General features: G+C 38.6%; 12 protein-coding genes and 1 riboswitch. Of the genes, 10 read left to right on the forward strand and 2 right to left on the reverse strand.

Going from position 1 to position 17,484, the window contains the following annotated elements; genetic code table 11:
* The first annotated feature begins 342 nt into the window (after window positions 1–342).
* Window positions 343–1,893 (forward strand): BCCT family transporter, encoded by a 1,551-nt coding sequence (locus BN988_RS12900; protein WP_036577193.1) that lies wholly within the window; start codon window positions 343–345, stop codon window positions 1,891–1,893.
* Window positions 1,894–2,136: 243 nt separating this feature from the next.
* On the forward strand, window positions 2,137–2,583 hold the full coding sequence (locus BN988_RS12905) for a DUF4385 domain-containing protein (RefSeq protein WP_036577194.1): 447 nt from the start codon (window positions 2,137–2,139) through the stop codon (window positions 2,581–2,583).
* Window positions 2,584–2,714: 131 nt separating this feature from the next.
* Here the strand turns inward: BN988_RS12905 and BN988_RS12910 are convergent, their stop codons facing one another.
* Both BN988_RS12910 and BN988_RS12915 read right to left on the reverse strand, forming a co-directional pair.
* On the reverse strand, window positions 2,715–3,821 hold the full coding sequence (locus BN988_RS12910; RefSeq protein WP_036577529.1) for a methionine biosynthesis PLP-dependent protein: 1,107 nt from the start codon (window positions 3,819–3,821) through the stop codon (window positions 2,715–2,717).
* 296 nt (window positions 3,822–4,117) lie between these two features.
* Window positions 4,118–5,224, reverse strand: a complete 1,107-nt coding sequence (locus tag BN988_RS12915) for a 5-methyltetrahydropteroyltriglutamate--homocysteine S-methyltransferase (protein ID WP_036577195.1) — start codon at window positions 5,222–5,224, stop codon at window positions 4,118–4,120.
* A 137-nt stretch (window positions 5,225–5,361) separates the two neighbouring features.
* A riboswitch (SAM riboswitch) is annotated at window positions 5,362–5,459 on the reverse strand.
* 194 nt (window positions 5,460–5,653) lie between these two features.
* On the opposite strand from BN988_RS12915, the gene BN988_RS12920 reads away from it, so the two are divergent.
* The 8 genes from BN988_RS12920 (at window position 5,654) to BN988_RS12955 (ending at window position 17,401) form a co-directional block, all read left to right on the forward strand.
* Entirely contained in the window at window positions 5,654–6,508 is an 855-nt protein-coding gene (locus BN988_RS12920) for a formate/nitrite transporter family protein (protein ID WP_036577196.1), read from the forward strand.
* A gap of 692 nt (window positions 6,509–7,200) precedes the next feature.
* Window positions 7,201–7,881, forward strand: a complete 681-nt coding sequence (locus BN988_RS12925) for a polyphosphate polymerase domain-containing protein (protein WP_036577197.1) — start codon at window positions 7,201–7,203, stop codon at window positions 7,879–7,881.
* Window positions 7,882–7,898: 17 nt separating this feature from the next.
* Entirely contained in the window at window positions 7,899–8,594 is a 696-nt protein-coding gene (locus BN988_RS12930) for a DUF4956 domain-containing protein (RefSeq protein WP_036577198.1), read from the forward strand.
* A gap of 15 nt (window positions 8,595–8,609) precedes the next feature.
* A complete protein-coding gene (locus BN988_RS12935; RefSeq protein WP_051557935.1) occupies window positions 8,610–10,673 on the forward strand; it encodes a carbohydrate-binding domain-containing protein in 2,064 nt (687 codons plus the stop codon).
* A gap of 168 nt (window positions 10,674–10,841) precedes the next feature.
* A complete protein-coding gene (locus BN988_RS12940; RefSeq protein WP_036577199.1) occupies window positions 10,842–11,522 on the forward strand; it encodes a response regulator transcription factor in 681 nt (226 codons plus the stop codon).
* A complete protein-coding gene (locus BN988_RS12945) occupies window positions 11,506–12,942 on the forward strand; it encodes a sensor histidine kinase (RefSeq protein ID WP_036577200.1) in 1,437 nt (478 codons plus the stop codon). The genes BN988_RS12940 and BN988_RS12945 overlap by 17 nt, the downstream gene beginning before the upstream one ends.
* A 571-nt stretch (window positions 12,943–13,513) precedes the next feature.
* A complete protein-coding gene (locus BN988_RS12950; RefSeq protein WP_036577201.1) occupies window positions 13,514–13,795 on the forward strand; it encodes a hypothetical protein in 282 nt (93 codons plus the stop codon).
* Between the two features lie 546 nt (window positions 13,796–14,341).
* Window positions 14,342–17,401 (forward strand): efflux RND transporter permease subunit, encoded by a 3,060-nt coding sequence (locus tag BN988_RS12955; protein ID WP_036577202.1) that lies wholly within the window; start codon window positions 14,342–14,344, stop codon window positions 17,399–17,401.
* Window positions 17,402–17,484 lie beyond the last annotated feature (83 nt).

Consider the following 17,484-nt stretch of genomic DNA (forward strand, 5'->3'; position numbering starts at 1 on the left):
GATTCAAGGGGGTGCTTTTTCCTCTTTTTTTATTCATTTAGGTCTCACCAATTTCCTCGGTTTTTTTAATAATTTTACTCAGGAAGTAGGTGGTGGAATAACTGAATAGGTTGGCGCACAGTCTTTTCTTATTATTCAAGGTGGCGAGCGGCATGATGTAAGTCATGCAACACCATCCGATTAGGTTATAATAACTAGAACTTGACACACAATAACTTAAAATGTATTATTTTACGCTGTGGCTAAATTATAGATGTAAAACTAAACCTTACATACAACTGATTAAAGGTTGAAGTTTAGATCAGCTATGTAATTTTTTTATGGAATTGAAAGGAGCAGATTTTGAAAAATATAGAGAAACAAAATCAAAGTATAGATAAACCGGTGCTATTTCTGAGTGGAGGGGCATTACTTGCCTTTGTTATTTTAGCATTAATAAATAAAGAAATGGTTACGGATGTAGTTAATACAATGTTTAATTGGTCAGTAACTTATTTTGGATCCATTTATCAAGTTCTAATGGTTGGAACTGTATTAATTGCCTTAATTCTTGGTTTCTCCAAGTTTGGTAAGATACGTCTAGGAAAGCTAGAAAAACCAGAGATTGGAACTTTTAAATGGATTTCCATTATTATGTGTACGCTACTCGCAGCAGGTGGCGTTTTCTGGGCAGCTGCCGAGCCATTAAGTCACTTTTTAACTGTTCCTCCACATTTCTCTGGGGTTGAGCCAGGAACGAGTGAGGCAGTAGTACCAGCACTTACAACAAGTTTTGTCGATTGGGGCTTTGTTTCCTGGGCAATCCTGGGTACATTAGGAACGATTGTGCTAATGTATTCCCATTATCATAGAAATGCACCATTAAAGCCTCGGTCCCTACTTTATCCGATTTTTGGGGATAAAATTATGAAGAATAGTGCACTTGGAACATTTGTTGATGCCTTTTCGATTGTATCTGTAGCAGCCGGTACAATTGGTCCAATTGGGTTTCTCGGTTTGCAAGCTGGTTATGGATTAAATGCTTTGTTTGGTATTCCAAATAATTTACTCATGCAGTGTCTTATTGTTGCAGTAATTGTTCTTGCAGCTGGCACTTCCGCTGCTACAGGGATTCATAAGGGTATTCAAATTTTAAGTAGCTATAATATTATTCTTGCAGTTGTTTTAATGATCGGTGTTCTTATTCTGGGACCAGCATTATTTATTTTCGATTCATATGTACAATCATTTGGTTTGTATGTACAGGAATTTCTCAAGTTAAACACTTTCCGAGGTGATGGAGCTTGGCTTGGAATATGGACCATTTTTTTCTTTGCTTGGTTTATCGGATATGGACCGATGATGGCTATGTTTGTAAGTCGTATATCTCGTGGCCGAACAATTCGTGAGCTAGTAACTGCTGTTGCAGTAATCGCTCCAGTGGTCACAACATTTTGGTTTACCGTTGTTGGGGGAACAGGAATCTTTTCGGAAATGAAAAACCCTGGCTCTGTCTCTGATGCTTTAAATAGTGCTGGACCTCCAGCAGCAATGATTGCAATTGCAGAACAACTGCCCTTCGGTACAATTTTCGGTTTCTTGTTTCTCTTGGCAACTATCGTTTTTGTACTAACGACAACAGATTCCATGTCATTAACCATATCGATGGCAATTACTGGTCATGGAGATCCAGCAAAATATTTACGTGTAGTTTGGGCAATTCTCATGGGGCTTGTCGCTACGGTTCTTATTACGCTTGGAGAAGATAGTGTTGGGTCATTACAATCATTCATTGTGGTTACTGCTGTTCCGGTTTCTTTACTCATGTTAACTACATTTTGGACAGCGCCATTAGTAAGCCGTGAACTAGCTAGAGAACAAAAGATTGATGAAAAGCAACAATATACGAAGTAATACAAAAGGCGCTAACTTCCAAGTTAGCGCCTTTTGTTTTTCACATTTGAAATGTCATTAGTGTTTTGCTATAAACATTTGACTTAGAATGTAGAAAAATAAGGAATGAGGAAATTCCCCTCATCTATTAGACTGTTAAATCGTTCTTAGTCCAGAGTCTTAACTATCGAGCCTTTATTATTATGGTGTATGCATACAAAAAGATATCCAAGGGTACACCTTTATTAAAAAAGGGTGACATATATGGCTTTCAACTATGATTTGGACTTCGATAATATAGATTTTCGCAAGAATCCCGAACTGTACAGGGTTGGTAGGGGAGAACAAGGTGTGCTGCTGGTGGAGCCTTATAAGAGTGAAATATTAAAGCATTGGCGGTTCAAAACACCTGAGATTGCGAAAGAGTCCTCCGATAAAATCTATCAAATGTTTCTTGATTATAAGGATAAAGAAGATTTAATCGGTATGGATATGGCAAGGAAATTTCTTCAAATGGGGTATACACGAGCCCGCCGGTACACGAATTACAAAGGCGGGAAGAAATATGATGACAACGGCAAGATTAACAAGAGACAAATTGACCCAGAGAAGGCGGAATCGGCCGCCATTTTTCAGCGGAAATGGAAGATAGCGCGAGAGGACAAGGATTATCTAAAATTAAAAAAAGAACACCAGAAGAAATATGGGTAAAGGGAAGAGCATTTGTTTCAACGTCCCCCTAGACAAGCTACACAAGTTAGACAGATAGATATAAGCTATGCCCTAAGGGGGCTCAATTACTAAACTCAATCAAGTTGAACCTTCATCAATTTTTGATACATCTACTCCTCCAATATTGAAAACACATGCCTCAGGTCTCCAATAATATCTTCCGCTTCTTCAATCCCCACTGAAAATCGTAACAACCGATCACAAATACCTCGACGTGTTCGTTCTTCAACTGGAATGTCAGCGTGAGTTTGTGTGGCGGGATAGGTTATAAAGCTTTCGATTCCTCCTAGACTTTCGGCGAAGGTGATTAACTGCAGATTTTCCAAAAATGCTCCAATCCATTTACTTTCTTTTAAGCGAAAAGAAAGCATCCCCCCATAACCAGGGTAAAGTACATCCGTTACCGACGGTTCATTTGCTAAATACGCAGCAACTTTCTTTGCATTTTCCTCATGTTGTCTCATTCTTAAAGCAAGGGTTTTTAAACCCCTGATCAATAACCATGAATCAAAAGGAGACAAGATAGCGCCAGAAGCATTATGTAACGCGGACAATTTTTCACAAATCGTAGTTCCGTTTGCAACAACCAAGCCAGCTAGTACGTCGTTGTGTCCGCCAATGTATTTGGTTGCACTGTGGATAACAATGTCAGCACCCAATTCCAGTGGACGTTGTAGATAAGGAGTTAAGAACGTATTATCTACTATTAATAAGAGGTTGTGTTTCTTGGCAAGAGTCGCATATTGTTGAATATCAATTTTCTGCATTAATGGGTTTGTTGGCGTTTCGATAAATAACGCCTTGGTATTCTCTGTAACTACTTGTTCCGTTTCATCATAATTGTTAAATGCGACATAAGTAGTTCGGATATTATAGGTATGGGCATAATGCTGAAGTAAACGATAGGTTCCTCCATATAGATCCTCTGGCGCAATAATCTCATCTCCTGAGCGGAAAAGGGATAAGACTAGTTGAATGGCAGCCATTCCCGAACTGCAGGCATACCCGCTATCTCCTGCTTCCAAGTTTGCAATCCCTTCCTCAAGAATGGATCGAGTTGGATTTTTTGTCCTGGTGTAGTCGTACCCAGTGGTCATGTTAAGCCCTTGGTGTTGGTAAGCTGTTGATAAATAAATTGGCGGGTTTACGGCACCAGTTTTTTTGTCGCTATGATTACCCAGCTGCACCAGTTGTGTCTCGATGTGTCTTTTTGTCATGTAATCGATCCTTTCAGCAAATAAATGAAGGACTTTTAGCAAGGGAAAAAGATCCTTATAACGCGTTTACGCTTTGCTCATACTGAACTTAGCCTAAATGTAAAAGGGAGAGGAATTGTTACATTCCTCTTCTTGAAGTTTTTATCGCAGTGCAACCGTCCGTAAGACTCCCACTTCAAAACATATAGTAAAACGGAGATGTTTAAGCGGGAGTAAACGGACGCTAACAACCCGATTCGTTCAACTAACAATCAGTGGGAGAAGAATGAAAACCCCCCACTGATTGAAGTTTCACTTTACCCCCAAATCTCTTTCCCGATCTCAACAATAAATTTTAATTTATTCCACTGGTCTTCTTCCGTTAATTTATTGCCGTGGTGGGTTGAGGCGAATCCACATTGTGTGCTTAAGCATAGTTGATCGAGCGGAACATATTGGGATGCCTCCTTAATCCGAGCTTTAATTGCTTCTTTGTCCTCTAGCTCCCCATTTTTCGATGTGATCACACCAAGAATAACCTGGGCTCCGCCAGCAGGGATATGTTTTAGCGGTTTGAAATCACCGGAACGCTCATCATCATATTCCAAGAAGAATCCATCCACTTTCTCTTTGGCAAACAAAGTAGATGCGATTAAGTCGTAACTCCCTTCGAATGCCCAATTGGAACGATAGTTTCCACGACATAAGTGTGTCGTCACAACTAAATCATCTGGTTTTCCATCCAATACCTCATTAACAACGCGTAATGCCAAATTAATTAGTCTTTCCCTTGAATATTTGCCCTCGTTAAACGGAATATCCGGTGATGAAAGGCCAGCAATATAAACATCATCGAACTGTAGATAGCGAACCCCAGCTTCATAAAAAGCGTGTAATGCATCACGGTATGTTTGAATAACATCATTGGCATATTCATCAATGTCAGGGTAAATGTCTTCGTTAATTATCCCTTGATTGAAGAGTTGATTAGGGCTAGGGATTGTTTGTTTGGCAACTGCACGCCCAGCAACAATTTCGTTAAATTCAATGAAATCTTGAATGAAAGGGTGATCGGGATTAAAGGAAACCTTCCCTGTATTTCGGACATTATATCTTTCTGTCTCCTCATTTCCATTAAAAACATAGCCTACGTCTGGAACATATCCTTCTATCCCATTTAGATGCTCTAAGAAATCAGTGTGCCAGAATCTGCGTCTAAACTCACCATCTGTCACTGCATTCAAGCCAATTTCAATCTGCTTATCGACAATACGCTTAATTTCCTTGGTTTCGACCTCACGCAATTGTGTTGCAGAAATTTTTCCTTCTTTAAATTCCTTTCTTGCTTGATGAATGCTTTTCGGTCTTAATAAACTTCCTACTTGATCCGCTTTAAAAGGAGCTTTTGTTAAGGTAATTGACATGTTAAATCCCTACTTTCGTTTTATTTTTTATAAATCCAATCAATTAAACTAGTAATAAACGAATCTATTTTATGTAACCAACAAAAAACCCCCTTCTTAACAAATAAGAAGAGGGTTGGATACGTAATAATTTTCTCTTCTTATCTCCAAGCTTAACGCTTCTGGAATTAGCACAGTACAAATGTCTGTTGCTGAGGTTTCAATGGGCCAGTCCCTCCACCTCTCTGGATAAGAAAAATCATATGAAATTTTTTGATTAGTCAATATACTACAGCGGTATTATCAAAATGTCAAGAAGGTTTTAAGATATTTATAAATAAAGGCATTCCAAAAATAGCTTGAACACTTCATCATTCGGGTACCTACTAAAGTAGTGGGTTACATAACTCTAAGCTTCAACATAGAACTTATACAAATAGGAGGATATTGATGGCGGATAATGGTAATCAGGAATCGTCAAATCAGACAAGTAATACGCAAGAGATTCCAGAAAGACAATTTTTATTTCCTACTCAGATTATGCAATCGTTTAGTGATAAAGGAAAAGAACACCTTGATACAAATACACCTTCTCGATTCGTCCTCTCTTTAAAGGCAGGGTCGTTTATGACCTTTGGTGCTGTTTTTTCTATACTGCTTGCCATCGGTGTTGATGCGAAAGGGCTGACTTATATTCTGCAGGGTCTCGGTTTTACAGCAGGATATCTTATGGTATTTATGTCACAATCTGTATTGTTTACTGAAGTAAACGTCCTTTTACCAACATCGTATTTACAAAGGTCATATTGGCAAAAACATAAATTTGTGAAATTTTGGGCTGTGGCCTATATTGGAAACCTTGTAGGTGCGTTGTTTGTTGCTCTATTAGTCATTATGTCGAACTCCTTGACACCTGAATTCTCAAAAGAGATTGAAACACTACTGTCTCACAAAATGAAATTTGTCGAAAATGGCTGGGTAGGCTGGTTTCAAGTAGTGTTGTCAGGAATTCTTGCCAATTGGCTTATTGGCATGGCAACATTCTTAACAACCGCGGCTAGAGACGTGGTCGGAAAAATCTTTGGCACAGCTCTACCTGTCATTTTGTTTGTCGCCGGTAATTTCCAACACAGTGCGGCAAATATGGGCTATTTCAGTTTAGGAATCTTTACATCTGACAACTATGCTTGGCACGAATATATATTACTTAATTTGATCCCTGCAAGTATTGGAAATATCATAGGCGGGGCCATATTCATTTCACTATTGTTCTTATATGCTTTTCGGAAAGAAATGCAAAATTAAAGATTACTAGGTACTGCTTTTTAATCTATCCACCGACAAGGAAACAAATGCCCTATTAAGTAGCATAATTGCGATAAAAACCCCTTTATGGTTATGATTACCAAAAGGGGTTTTGAGTTGATAATAATTATTATCCGAATTCCATAAATGCATTTTGAATAAGAGGTAGGTTTTATTGGGAAATCAAATGAAGCGATGTAAAAACAATTCAAGAGGACGACATCCATAAAGGTAATCTCGTCCTAATCCACTACAATTACCCGGTGGAATGATTATGTAAAAGATAAAAAAGAACTTTATGCTAGTTTTGAAGGGAAAGAGTACTTTATTACATATTATCCATATGGAGAAAATCAGCAGATTGAGTTACCCGTGGATCATGAGTATATGATTACAGGAGATAACATGAATGGGGTAATCGTAACGGTGACTATGTAGAATACAAGAGCAGAATAACAATGAAGACAGCTTGTGGGCTGGTGTGAACTCCGTATTAAACCGGAGTCATACCAGCTATTTTTTATTTTCCTTTCAGTCCTTCTCTATCTTTCTCCAAAGGAAAGGCATTATTTTAGAAGTAATTTTATAGATTGTTAATTGAATTCAACGTCTATTAAATAAAAATTCACTTGACATCTTACTGACATTTAACTGGTTTAACATTGCAAATGTACCAGGAAGGAGTCAGGAAGATGTTAGTAGGAAGACAGGAATTAAAACATGCTATTTCGCTTGCAGAATACCAGGTGTTAAGAAAAAAATTGGCTCACTTTATGAGGAGCGATCCACATGCCGGGCCAAATGGAAAGTATATGATTCGCTCTACTTACTTTGATAACTTTGACAATAAAGTTTTGCAGGAAAAAAAGGAAGGTTATTTAAATCGGGATAAATATCGCGTGAGGATATATGGCAAGTGTGATGAGGTCATTAATCTGGAAAGAAAAAGTAAAAGGAATAATCTTACCTTTAAATCAAAATGCCAGATCACAAAGCGTGAATTCGAGAAAATTAGAAAGTCAGAAATTGCCTGGATGGAAGAAGACGATCGTTCACTAATAAGAGATTTGTTTTTTGAAATGCAGTACTATCAATTAAAGCCTAGGACAGTTGTTGATTATATCCGTGAGCCATATGTATACCCATATGGGAATGTCCGGGTCACATTCGATTTGAAAATACAGACAAGCATGCAAAACACCAACATGTTCGCTAGCAATTTACCGATGGTGGATGTATTAGAAGCAGATATCGTCATTCTCGAAGTGAAGTATGATAACTATTTACCAGATGTAATTAAACACTTGCTTCAGTTATCAGATACAAGACAAGAAGCATATTCAAAATACCAATTAAGCAGAATGTATGGCTAAGAAGAGGAGAGAAAAAAATGTTATTTACAGTTGCTTCAACCAATTTTTCAGATATATTTAAATCTAGTTTTATAGAGAATACCGCATCTTTTTCTATTACCGATTCATTATTAGGGTTAGGTATGGCGTTCATAATCGGGTTGTTTATTTACGCTATCTACAAGAAAACATTTAAAGGAGTAATTTATTCACACACCTTTAATATATCGCTCGTGATAATGACGATGGCGACAGCACTTGTAATTATGGGGATTAGTCAAAATGTCCTGTTATCACTCGGTATGGTTGGTGCCTTATCCATTGTGCGTTTCCGAACACCAATCAAAGATCCAATGGATTTAGTGTTCTTATTCTGGTCTGTTATTGCCGGGATCCTTAGCGGAGCAGGTTTTATTTTATTAGCAGCAATAGGTACGGTATCCATCGGATTCGTAATTGTATTATTCTCAAATAAGATTAGAGTCGAAAATCCATACTTATTAGTTGTGAAGTTCGATAAAGATAATATTGGCGAGAAAGTAGAGCAGATTATTAGTAGTAAAGTGAAGAAATATGTTCTGAAATCAAAATCAATCATGCAAGGTGATGAAGTAGAAGTAACCTATGAAATACGTGTAAAAGAAAACGATGCACAAATAACATCGACTGTTTCCCAAATTGATGGTGTCCGTTCAGCAGTGATGCTGAGCTATGATGGTAATTTCACTGCGTAATAGAGGAGGGATCTCATGAGAAGAGGGTTAATTAAAGGAAGGGTTATCCTTCCTTTTCTTATAGGAATGGCTATTATGATTACAGGCTGTAGCAAATCGAATGAAAATGTAGCAATAGTAGAGTCTGTGCAATCACTAGTTAGTTATGATACAGAGGATACGTATACCGAATGGGATGAGCAGGATGCCACAACCATAACTTTTAATGAACAATCCATTGACATAGAAGATAATAATAGTGTCCTAATTAATAACAATACGGTAGAAATTCACACCTCTGGAACTTATGTTTTAGAAGGAAGTTCGACAGACAGCCAGGTTATCGTGGATGCTGAAGATGAAGGGACCGTTCGTTTAATTCTTAACGGTGTTTCATTAGAATCTACATCAACTGCTCCGATCTTTATCAAACAGGCTGATAAAGCCGTGATTTCTGTTGAGGAAGGGACGAGCAACACGATTACAGATCCATCCGAATATGTATATGAAGAAGAGACAGATGAACCAAAAGCGGCTATATACAGTAAGGATGACTTAACAATTAATGGGACAGGAACTTTAATTGTGAATGGTAATTATAAGGATGGTATTACAGGGAAAGACGACCTGAAAATAATAGAAGCTACCATCGAGGTTACAGCAGAGGATGATGGTATCGTAGGGCGTGATTTGTTTGCAATGAATGATGTATTCATTACGATTGATGCTGGTGGGGATGGAGTGAAAAGTTCTAATGATACAGATGAAAATAAAGCCAATATGGTACTGGAAAGTGGCTCCTTAACCATTGATGCTGGAAGCGATGGTATACAATCGGAAAATACTGTAACCATTGTGGACGGTGAATATACTATTACTGCCGGAGGAGGCAGCCCGGAAACGATAGAGCCAACTACCGAGTTTGGAGGAGGATTTGGTGGTCAGGGGCAAGGAACAATGCCTAATGGCCAGGAGTTTTCAGAAGGGAACATGCCACAGGGAAAACCAGATTTCGCTGAAGGAGAGGAGCCGCCAGAACAAGGAGAGATGGGCGGATTCGAAAACAGACAACCACCTGAGCAAGCACAAGAAAGGGAACAAGAGCAAGATAACACAGAAGAAACGGAAGAAACAGAAGAAGACGATACAACAAGCACAAAAGGGATTAAAGCAGAGAACAAACTAGATATTGTTGGGGGAAGCCTTACAATAGATGCAAATGACGACACACTGCACAGTAATAACGATATGGTAGTTGCAGGTGGTGAAATCACGTTGTCTACCGGTGATGATGCACTTCATGCAGATAATGAGATGGCCATAAGCGATGGTTCCATTCAAGTTGATAAGAGTTATGAAGGGATTGAAGGAAAATCGATAACCGTATCAGGTGGGGACATCCACGTTACCGCAGAAGATGATGGTATAAATGTAAATGGTGGAACAGACCAAATGGCAATGCAAAGGTTTGGGGAAAGTCAAACAGAAAGTGCAGAGGAAAGTGTTGAACAAGAGTCTGATGAAGGGAAATTGCTTATAGAAGGTGGCTCTATTTATATCGATGCAAATGGAGATGGCTTGGATTCAAATACTTCCGCTGTCATGACAGGCGGCACTGTACTCGTATATGGTCCGACGAATAGTGGAAACGGGGCATTGGATTATGATCAATCCTTTGAAATGGAAGGCGGAACACTGATTGCTGCTGGGAGTAGCGGAATGGCAGAAGGTGTTTCCGAGAGCTCTAAGCAATCAACATTTATGATGACTTTCCCTGAGACGCTGGAAGCCGGTACTACTGTGTATGTTGAGGATAGTAATGGAGACGCGGTAGCTGCGGTTGCACCAGAAAAAGCTTTCCAATCAATCGTAATCAGTTCACCAGATCTAAAGCAGGATGAATCCTATACGATTTATACAAATGGGGAGCTCTCTGGTGATGAAGTAGATGGTTTTTATCAAAATGTAACCAATGAAGGTGGAACAAAAGTACTTGAATTCTCTTTAACGAGTACGATGTTGTATTTGAATGAATCAGGTGAAACAGAACAATCTAGTGGTATGTTTGGTGGTGGACAACGAGGGCAAGGTGGAAGCTAAATACAGTTGTCATTTCAGTAAAGAAGAAGCGCTTCTCTAGACAGGAGGCGCTTCTTCTAAATGAATATGCAAGGAAATTCCTAATATAACTAGTGGAGATTGATCATAAAACGTAGGTGATGTAGGGCTGGCTTTCTATGGTAAAATAGCCTTAGGAGAGATGGGAAAATGAGTAGAGTGTTAATCGTAGAGGATGAAATTGCCATCAGTAAAGTGCTAAATGTCTATTTACAAAAAGCAGGTTTTGACACAAAGGTTATCATGGAAGGAAATCAAGCCCTTCCTGCTTTTCAAGAGTGGCATCCGGACTTAGTGTTATTAGATGTTATGCTCCCGGGAATAGATGGGTGGCAAATTTTAAAGGAAATAAGAGAGAAAAGTAAATGCCCTGTTATCATGTTAACTGCCTTAGGTGATGTTAACTATCGGTTAGACGGGCTTAATGGCGGGGCAGACGATTATATTACAAAACCATTTATTGGAGATGAAGTTATTGCTAGAGTAAATGCAGTGTTACGTAGATCTCATAGTGAGAATCAGCAATTTAGAACTTTTGGTGCACTGCAGATTGATCATGAGGCACATCGTGTACTTCTTTATCAAGAAGAAATTGAATTGACACCACGTGATTTAGCCTTACTATTATTTTTATCCGAACACCCTAACAAAACGTTTACTAGAGATCAATTGATCGAACAAGTATGGGGATGGGATTATGAAGGAAGCGATCGGGCTGTTGATTTATCGATCAAACGTTTAAGAAAATCACTTAAAAATTGGCCTTTAGAAGAAGGAGAAATAAAAACGCTCAGAGGGGTGGGGTACCAGTTCCGTGTTCACGAAAAATAAAAAAGTATCCTTGCAACGGTATTGGACAACACGCTACCTCATTACACTTGTGGCAGGACTTGCAATTATTGCGATTATATCGGCAATGTGGATCCGTCATACAACATTGGATAATCGCCTAAATATAATGGAATTCATGGCAGAAGAAACAGCTAATCGGATAGTTCATATGACAGATGATACGATACCACCTGAATTTGAGATACATCGTCTTTTAACAGATCAAGGTAAATTTATGAATATAGAAAGCAATCCGATTATCTATGTAACAGATCCTAATGGGATGATTATTAGTAGTAATTTACCTCCAAAGTCCGATGACCAAGGAATCAATTCATCTATTTTGGAAAATGAAGAGACCATTCAAACGATCACTTCTAATGATGAGGAACAAACCGAATTTTATGTTATAAAAAAAGCGATTGAAATAGACGAAGAGACATTTGGTTATGTCTTCTATGTGGAATCAAAGTCAAATCTACTGAAAGTACATCAAGAGTATGGACAATTAATGATCTTGATAGGAAGTCTTCTTGTAATAGGCTGGATTGCGATTTCTTTTATCACGGGCCGGTTAGCCAAACCGATAAAAGAAGTAGCAGCAGCTGCAAAGCAAATAGAAGAAGGGAATTACGATGTCCATTTTTCATCCCGTCCGAAAGAGGAAGAAGTTCATGAATTAATAACCTCCTTTCAACAAATGTCTGGAAAGTTAGAACATCTGGAAGCTCTTAGAACAGAACTTTTAGCAGGAGTGTCTCATGAATTGAAAACACCTGTCACTTCCATTAGTGGACTGTTACGGGCAATTGATGATGGTGTGGTTGATGGAGATGAAGCAAAAGAATTCTTGCAGCTTTCCATTGGGGAATCTGAAAAGATGAAAAAAATGGTCGAAGATCTGTTAGCTTTTAATAAATTCGCTGCAAATGCAGTACCGGTTACACTCGACACCTATTTAATTAATGAACTGGTTATGGATGCTCTAAATTTATGGGAAAAGACGAACAAACAAGAAGGGCTACAGCTGGATGTTTCGTTACTAAAAGATGATCAAATGGTGGATGTGGATCCGATACGTATTCAGCAAATTATGATGAACCTTCTAAATAATGCGTACCAAGCAATAGGGGAAGAAGGTACGATAACGGTGCAGTTGCAGACAAGACATGACAAGGTAATGATCGACGTGAATGATTCCGGTGTGGGAATTCCAGTTGAGGAACAGTCCTTTATATTTGAGCGGTTTTATCGAGGGGAAAATAAAAAATATAAAGTTGGCGGTTTAGGACTAGGACTACCTTTTAGTAAGATGATAGCAAACGTATTGAACGGGAATCTTACGCTAGTTGAAAGTGATCATTCTGGCACTACTTTTCGAATTGAATTACCGATTTCAGATCAAGACGGTGTTGACTAATAGGCTATCGGTGTCTTTATATGAGCGGGTCTGTGTATAGTGAGAACTACTTCCGAGTTAGAGGGGAGTAGTTTTTTTATGAGATAACTTCAAGATTTAATCGATACTCAAGGCGAGACGTACGGGAATTATGTAATTAACAGGAGTTTTTCACCCTATGGCGAATACGATTAGTAATAAGAACTTTTTTAAGCTCATGAATTCTTGGTCGTCGTCATTAAAACAAGAAATAACTATGAGAAAGGTGGCAAAATACCATGGATTTTCTCGTAAGTATACTAGTTTTACTCATTACTGGAGGGTTATTTGTATCGCTCCTAATGTTATTTATTAAAATAATTATTAAATGGGCGAAAAAACAATAATAATTCTTTTTGTACTAACCTATAGGTAATATTTTCTTTTTTTTGTATAAGAGCCTCATTAGACGCAGGGCTGTTTATTAATAGCTGTGGGGGGCTTCCGTCACTAGCTTAATACCATTAAAATAATCAAGCTTCAACGGTGCTGAAATATAGTAAGTAAGAAGATAATGTAATGATAGACTCAAACGTAAATAGGGAGTGGTAGCGTGAATGTAATGATTACTATTTTTGAAGACGATACATATACCGATTATGCCTTTGAAAAAGAGTTGAGATTAGAACTTAAGAAAATTGGCCGTGATATTATCACGCTTGAGAGTAATAAAACAAAAGAAAGAATTGGTTTTAAAAAGAAAGATATGAGAGTGGTAAATGTGAAAATTGATGGGGAAAAGATAGAAGATCCAGATCAATTTAACGACACAATTTCAAAAGCAGTTGTCCAAGCAACAGAAAATTTGTCACTTGAATTATATGGACTGGTATAAATCTAGATAAACTGCTCGGAAGCCTTCTATTTTTAGCGATCAAAAAAATAAACCGTTTATTTTTTTCTGTGCAGGAAAAATAAGAAGAGAGTCACATAGAATGAAAGGAGGTATATGTTGTTAAATGAATATGAAACATTTTACTTTCGAAGGGACCTAACATATCTGACCTATTTATTGCTAAAAAGCAATGAAAGTAAGAGGGCGAAGCAAATTCGAAGTGAAATTGAGTTCGTAAGAGGGATACTAAGTAAAGCTAGCTGATGACAAAAAATCTTCTAATTAAATCTGTAATCAAAGCATTTTATGTAACAAGAAACCGAACGAGCATTCGAATCTAGAATATTCGAAGCCGTTCGGTTTTTAAACGATTTGCGGACATTCCTAATCGCCATAAAATTTTCAATACATAAATCTCTTTTGCATCCCAATAAATTGTGAACAAGCATAAGTAAAGAAAGGTAATATTCCGTACTTATCAATTGATAAGTGAAGGCCTATTGTGTTATAAAATAAGAGTCAAAACGAAAAAAAGGAGACTCTAATATGTTGGATTGGATTTTAAAGCGGTCTAAGCTCTTTATACTTTTTATTGTATTGTTTGTAATAGTAGGCGTGTTTACTTTCTTTCAACTACCACAGCGGGAAATTCCTGAAACGACGGTGAACGTGGGTACAATTAACACCGTCTACCCTGGTGCTACGGTAAACACAGTAGAGCGGTCGATTACAAACCCAATTGAAGACGCACTACGATCAGTAGATGGTATTGCCGAATTAAACTCGACTTCTTCAGCCGGATTTTCTAATGTAGTGGTAGAAGTAGAAGAGGGAGCGAGTAGAGATGACGTATTTGCAGACATAAATCAAGCTGTTTCCAGTGCATCAACGTCCTTTCCGGATGAGGCACTTGAACCAGAAATAAACGAATCGACGTCACAATCACCTATTGTCTCCTACCATCTCACGAGTGATACACGTGACAACTTGCTTTCCTTAGGAAATGAATTGAACAATTGGAAAGATGAAGTAGAAGCATTACCCGGGGTTGCAGGTGTAACCATCAAAGGATTACCTGAGGAACAAATCCTGATTAGCGTAAAGCAGGAGGAGTTGAAGGAAGCAGGACTTAATCCGGGTGACTTGCAAACTGCCATTAATAATGAGTATTCTCCAACACCTTTAGGTAAGCAAGATATGGAGGAGGAAGTGGTTCAGCTTTCGGTAGATAACTATGATTCCCTGGAGCAGATGGAAGAAGTATACGTTGGGAAAAATCCAGAGGGAGATTCTGTTTACTTAGAAGACATTGCAGATGTGGAGGTTAGTTCAAAAGAGCTTGAAGATCTGATCACCTTTGAAGGGAAGCCTTCTATATCTTTCACAGCTTACGTGAAAAAAGGCGAGGATATCCCCACTGTTGATGAACGAGTAGCTACCAAAGTGGATGAGCTTGCAGAAGGTCTTCCTTCTACTGTACAACTTGAGTCATATTATTCGCAGGCATCCATTGTAACGAACATTTTTGATGGATTATTCCAATCACTTGCCATTTCAGTATTAGCCGTTATTGTTGCAGCAGCTCTTGGACTATCTGCTTCTGGTGCATTGGTAGTAGCACTTGCTGTACCAATATCTGTTCTGACTGGATTAATTCCATTACAATTCACAAGCGTTGATCTTAATCAAATTTCTGTTATCGGAATTATTATCGCGCTAGGTATTATCGTGGATGATTCCATTGTTATTAATGACAATATCCAACGCAGGTACAAACTTGGGGACAAAGGATTAATGGGAGCGGTCAATGGTGTGAAAGAGATTTGGGTCTCCATCGTAACTTCTTCTCTTGCCATTGTATTTACTTTCCTGCCACTTATTTTTCTATCCGGAGGAAACGGTGCATTTATCCGCGCCTTACCAACAGTGTTGATATCAACCATTATTGCATCAACGTTAGTAGCACTTGTCTTTGTGCCGATTTTCCGTTATTTATTTAACCGTCGATCGAATAAACCGATGTCAGACGCACCAGGTATTGCTGGCAAACCTTTAAACAAGCTTGCAGACTTGTATGCCGATAAGCTTTTAAACAAGTTTTCTAAGAAGCCACTTATTGTTTCTGTTATTGGGCTTATTTTTACAACCGCAATATTCGGGTTAGTCTTCTTAACGCCATTTGAATTCTTCCCACCAGCAGATAAGGAAGAAGTAACGGTAGACATTACCCTACCAATCGGCACACCTCTTGAAGAGACGCACGATGTGCTTCAAGACATGGAAGAAAGATTACAAACAGATGATGGTGTATATGAAACAAGTGTCTTTACAGGCACAGGAACTCCTGGACTCTTTAATAGTTCACTATCGAGGACTGGTGAGAATACTGGTCAGATTGTAGCCAGAGTAGACCGGGAAAATCAAACAACGCAAGGGCTAATTGATGACTGGACAGACAAACTTCGTAGTGAATACCCTGACGCTGAGATATTTATGGATACCATTCAGCAGGGCCCACCAGTCGGAGCTCCTGTCACCGTTACAGTGAGCGGTCCTGAGATGGAGCAATTAATTGAACTGAGGGATGACCTAACGAAAGACATTGAAGGATTAGATACTGATATTGTAGTAGATGATGTAGGTGAATTTGAACCATCAATAGAATATGTACCGAACCGCGAGGCGCTTGAAGAGAATGGCATTAGCATCAATCAAGTTAGTCAGCAAATACGACTAGCAACAGAGGGAATTCCGCTTAGCTCGTTTGATGATGGTGTGGTTAAACGAGATATGAAGATCTTACTTGATGGCGAGGATACGATTGATCTTTCTAAGCTAGAAGTTCCTGCTGCCTCGACGAATGGTCCACCAGAACTTATTTCGCTGGATGAGCTTGTGACCCCAGAAGAGGGAGAGAAACTGCAAATCATACCGCACATTGATGGGGAACGCTCCATTACGCTGCGGGCCTTTCCGGAAAATGAGGAGAATTATGAAGCAAACGTAAGTGAAATTGTAGAAAAACAAAGGGAGCAGCTTAATGATTCTAATTATAGTATTACATTAGGTGGAGAAAACGAAGCACAAAGTGATTTCTTTATGGAAATTACTGTACTCTTTATTATCGTGCTTTTCCTAGTGTACCTATTAATCGCGTTTCAATTTAACTCCCTTTCGTTGCCATTTCTTGTTCTTGTCGCAGTATACCTGGCAATATCGGGCGCCATCCTGGGCCTATTTGTTACCCAAACACCAATTAGTTTCCTAGGTGTGATGGGAATGGTATCCCTCACGGGTATTGTGGTGAGAAACTCGATTGTGTTAATCGAATTTATTGAACAATCCTTGAAAAAAGGAATGGATGTAAAAGAAGCAGTGATTGAGTCTGGACGTGTACGACTACGACCAATTCTGTTAACCGCTATTACGTCAATTGTTGCATTAATTCCAGTAGCTGTAAGTGGAGATGCTCTTTTTACACCACTTGCCGTAACAATTATATCTGGTATTCTCTTCTCGGCGATCTTAACCTTGATTATGGTACCAATGCTTTACCTCGTGTTCTATCGTTTTAGAAGAAAGAAAACAGACAGCGACATGGTATAAAATAGCTGAAAGCATGCTGCAAGACTTAAAGAAAGGGCCAATAGGGTCCTTTCTTTTTTAAATGGAGTTTACTTAATATAACG

This window comes from Oceanobacillus picturae, assembly GCF_000612865.1.
GTDB classification, from domain to species: Bacteria; Bacillota; Bacilli; order Bacillales; family Amphibacillaceae; genus Oceanobacillus_B; species Oceanobacillus_B jordanicus.

Bases quoted from the DNA above. Each gene is read 5' to 3' on its own strand.
- BN988_RS12940 (WP_036577199.1), top strand. From the start codon at position 10,842: ATGAGTAGAGTGTTAATCGTAGAGGATGAAATTGCCATCAGTAAAGTG.
- BN988_RS12910 (WP_036577529.1), bottom strand. From the start codon at position 3,821: ATGACAAAAAGACACATCGAGACACAACTGGTGCAGCTGGGTAATCAT.
- BN988_RS12905 (WP_036577194.1), top strand. From the start codon at position 2,137: ATGGCTTTCAACTATGATTTGGACTTCGATAATATAGATTTTCGCAAG.
- BN988_RS12915 (WP_036577195.1), bottom strand. From the start codon at position 5,224: ATGTCAATTACCTTAACAAAAGCTCCTTTTAAAGCGGATCAAGTAGGA.
- BN988_RS12925 (WP_036577197.1), top strand. From the start codon at position 7,201: ATGTTAGTAGGAAGACAGGAATTAAAACATGCTATTTCGCTTGCAGAA.
- BN988_RS12955 (WP_036577202.1), top strand. From the start codon at position 14,342: ATGTTGGATTGGATTTTAAAGCGGTCTAAGCTCTTTATACTTTTTATT.
- BN988_RS12920 (WP_036577196.1), top strand. From the start codon at position 5,654: ATGGCGGATAATGGTAATCAGGAATCGTCAAATCAGACAAGTAATACG.
- BN988_RS12935 (WP_051557935.1), top strand. From the start codon at position 8,610: ATGAGAAGAGGGTTAATTAAAGGAAGGGTTATCCTTCCTTTTCTTATA.
- BN988_RS12930 (WP_036577198.1), top strand. From the start codon at position 7,899: ATGTTATTTACAGTTGCTTCAACCAATTTTTCAGATATATTTAAATCT.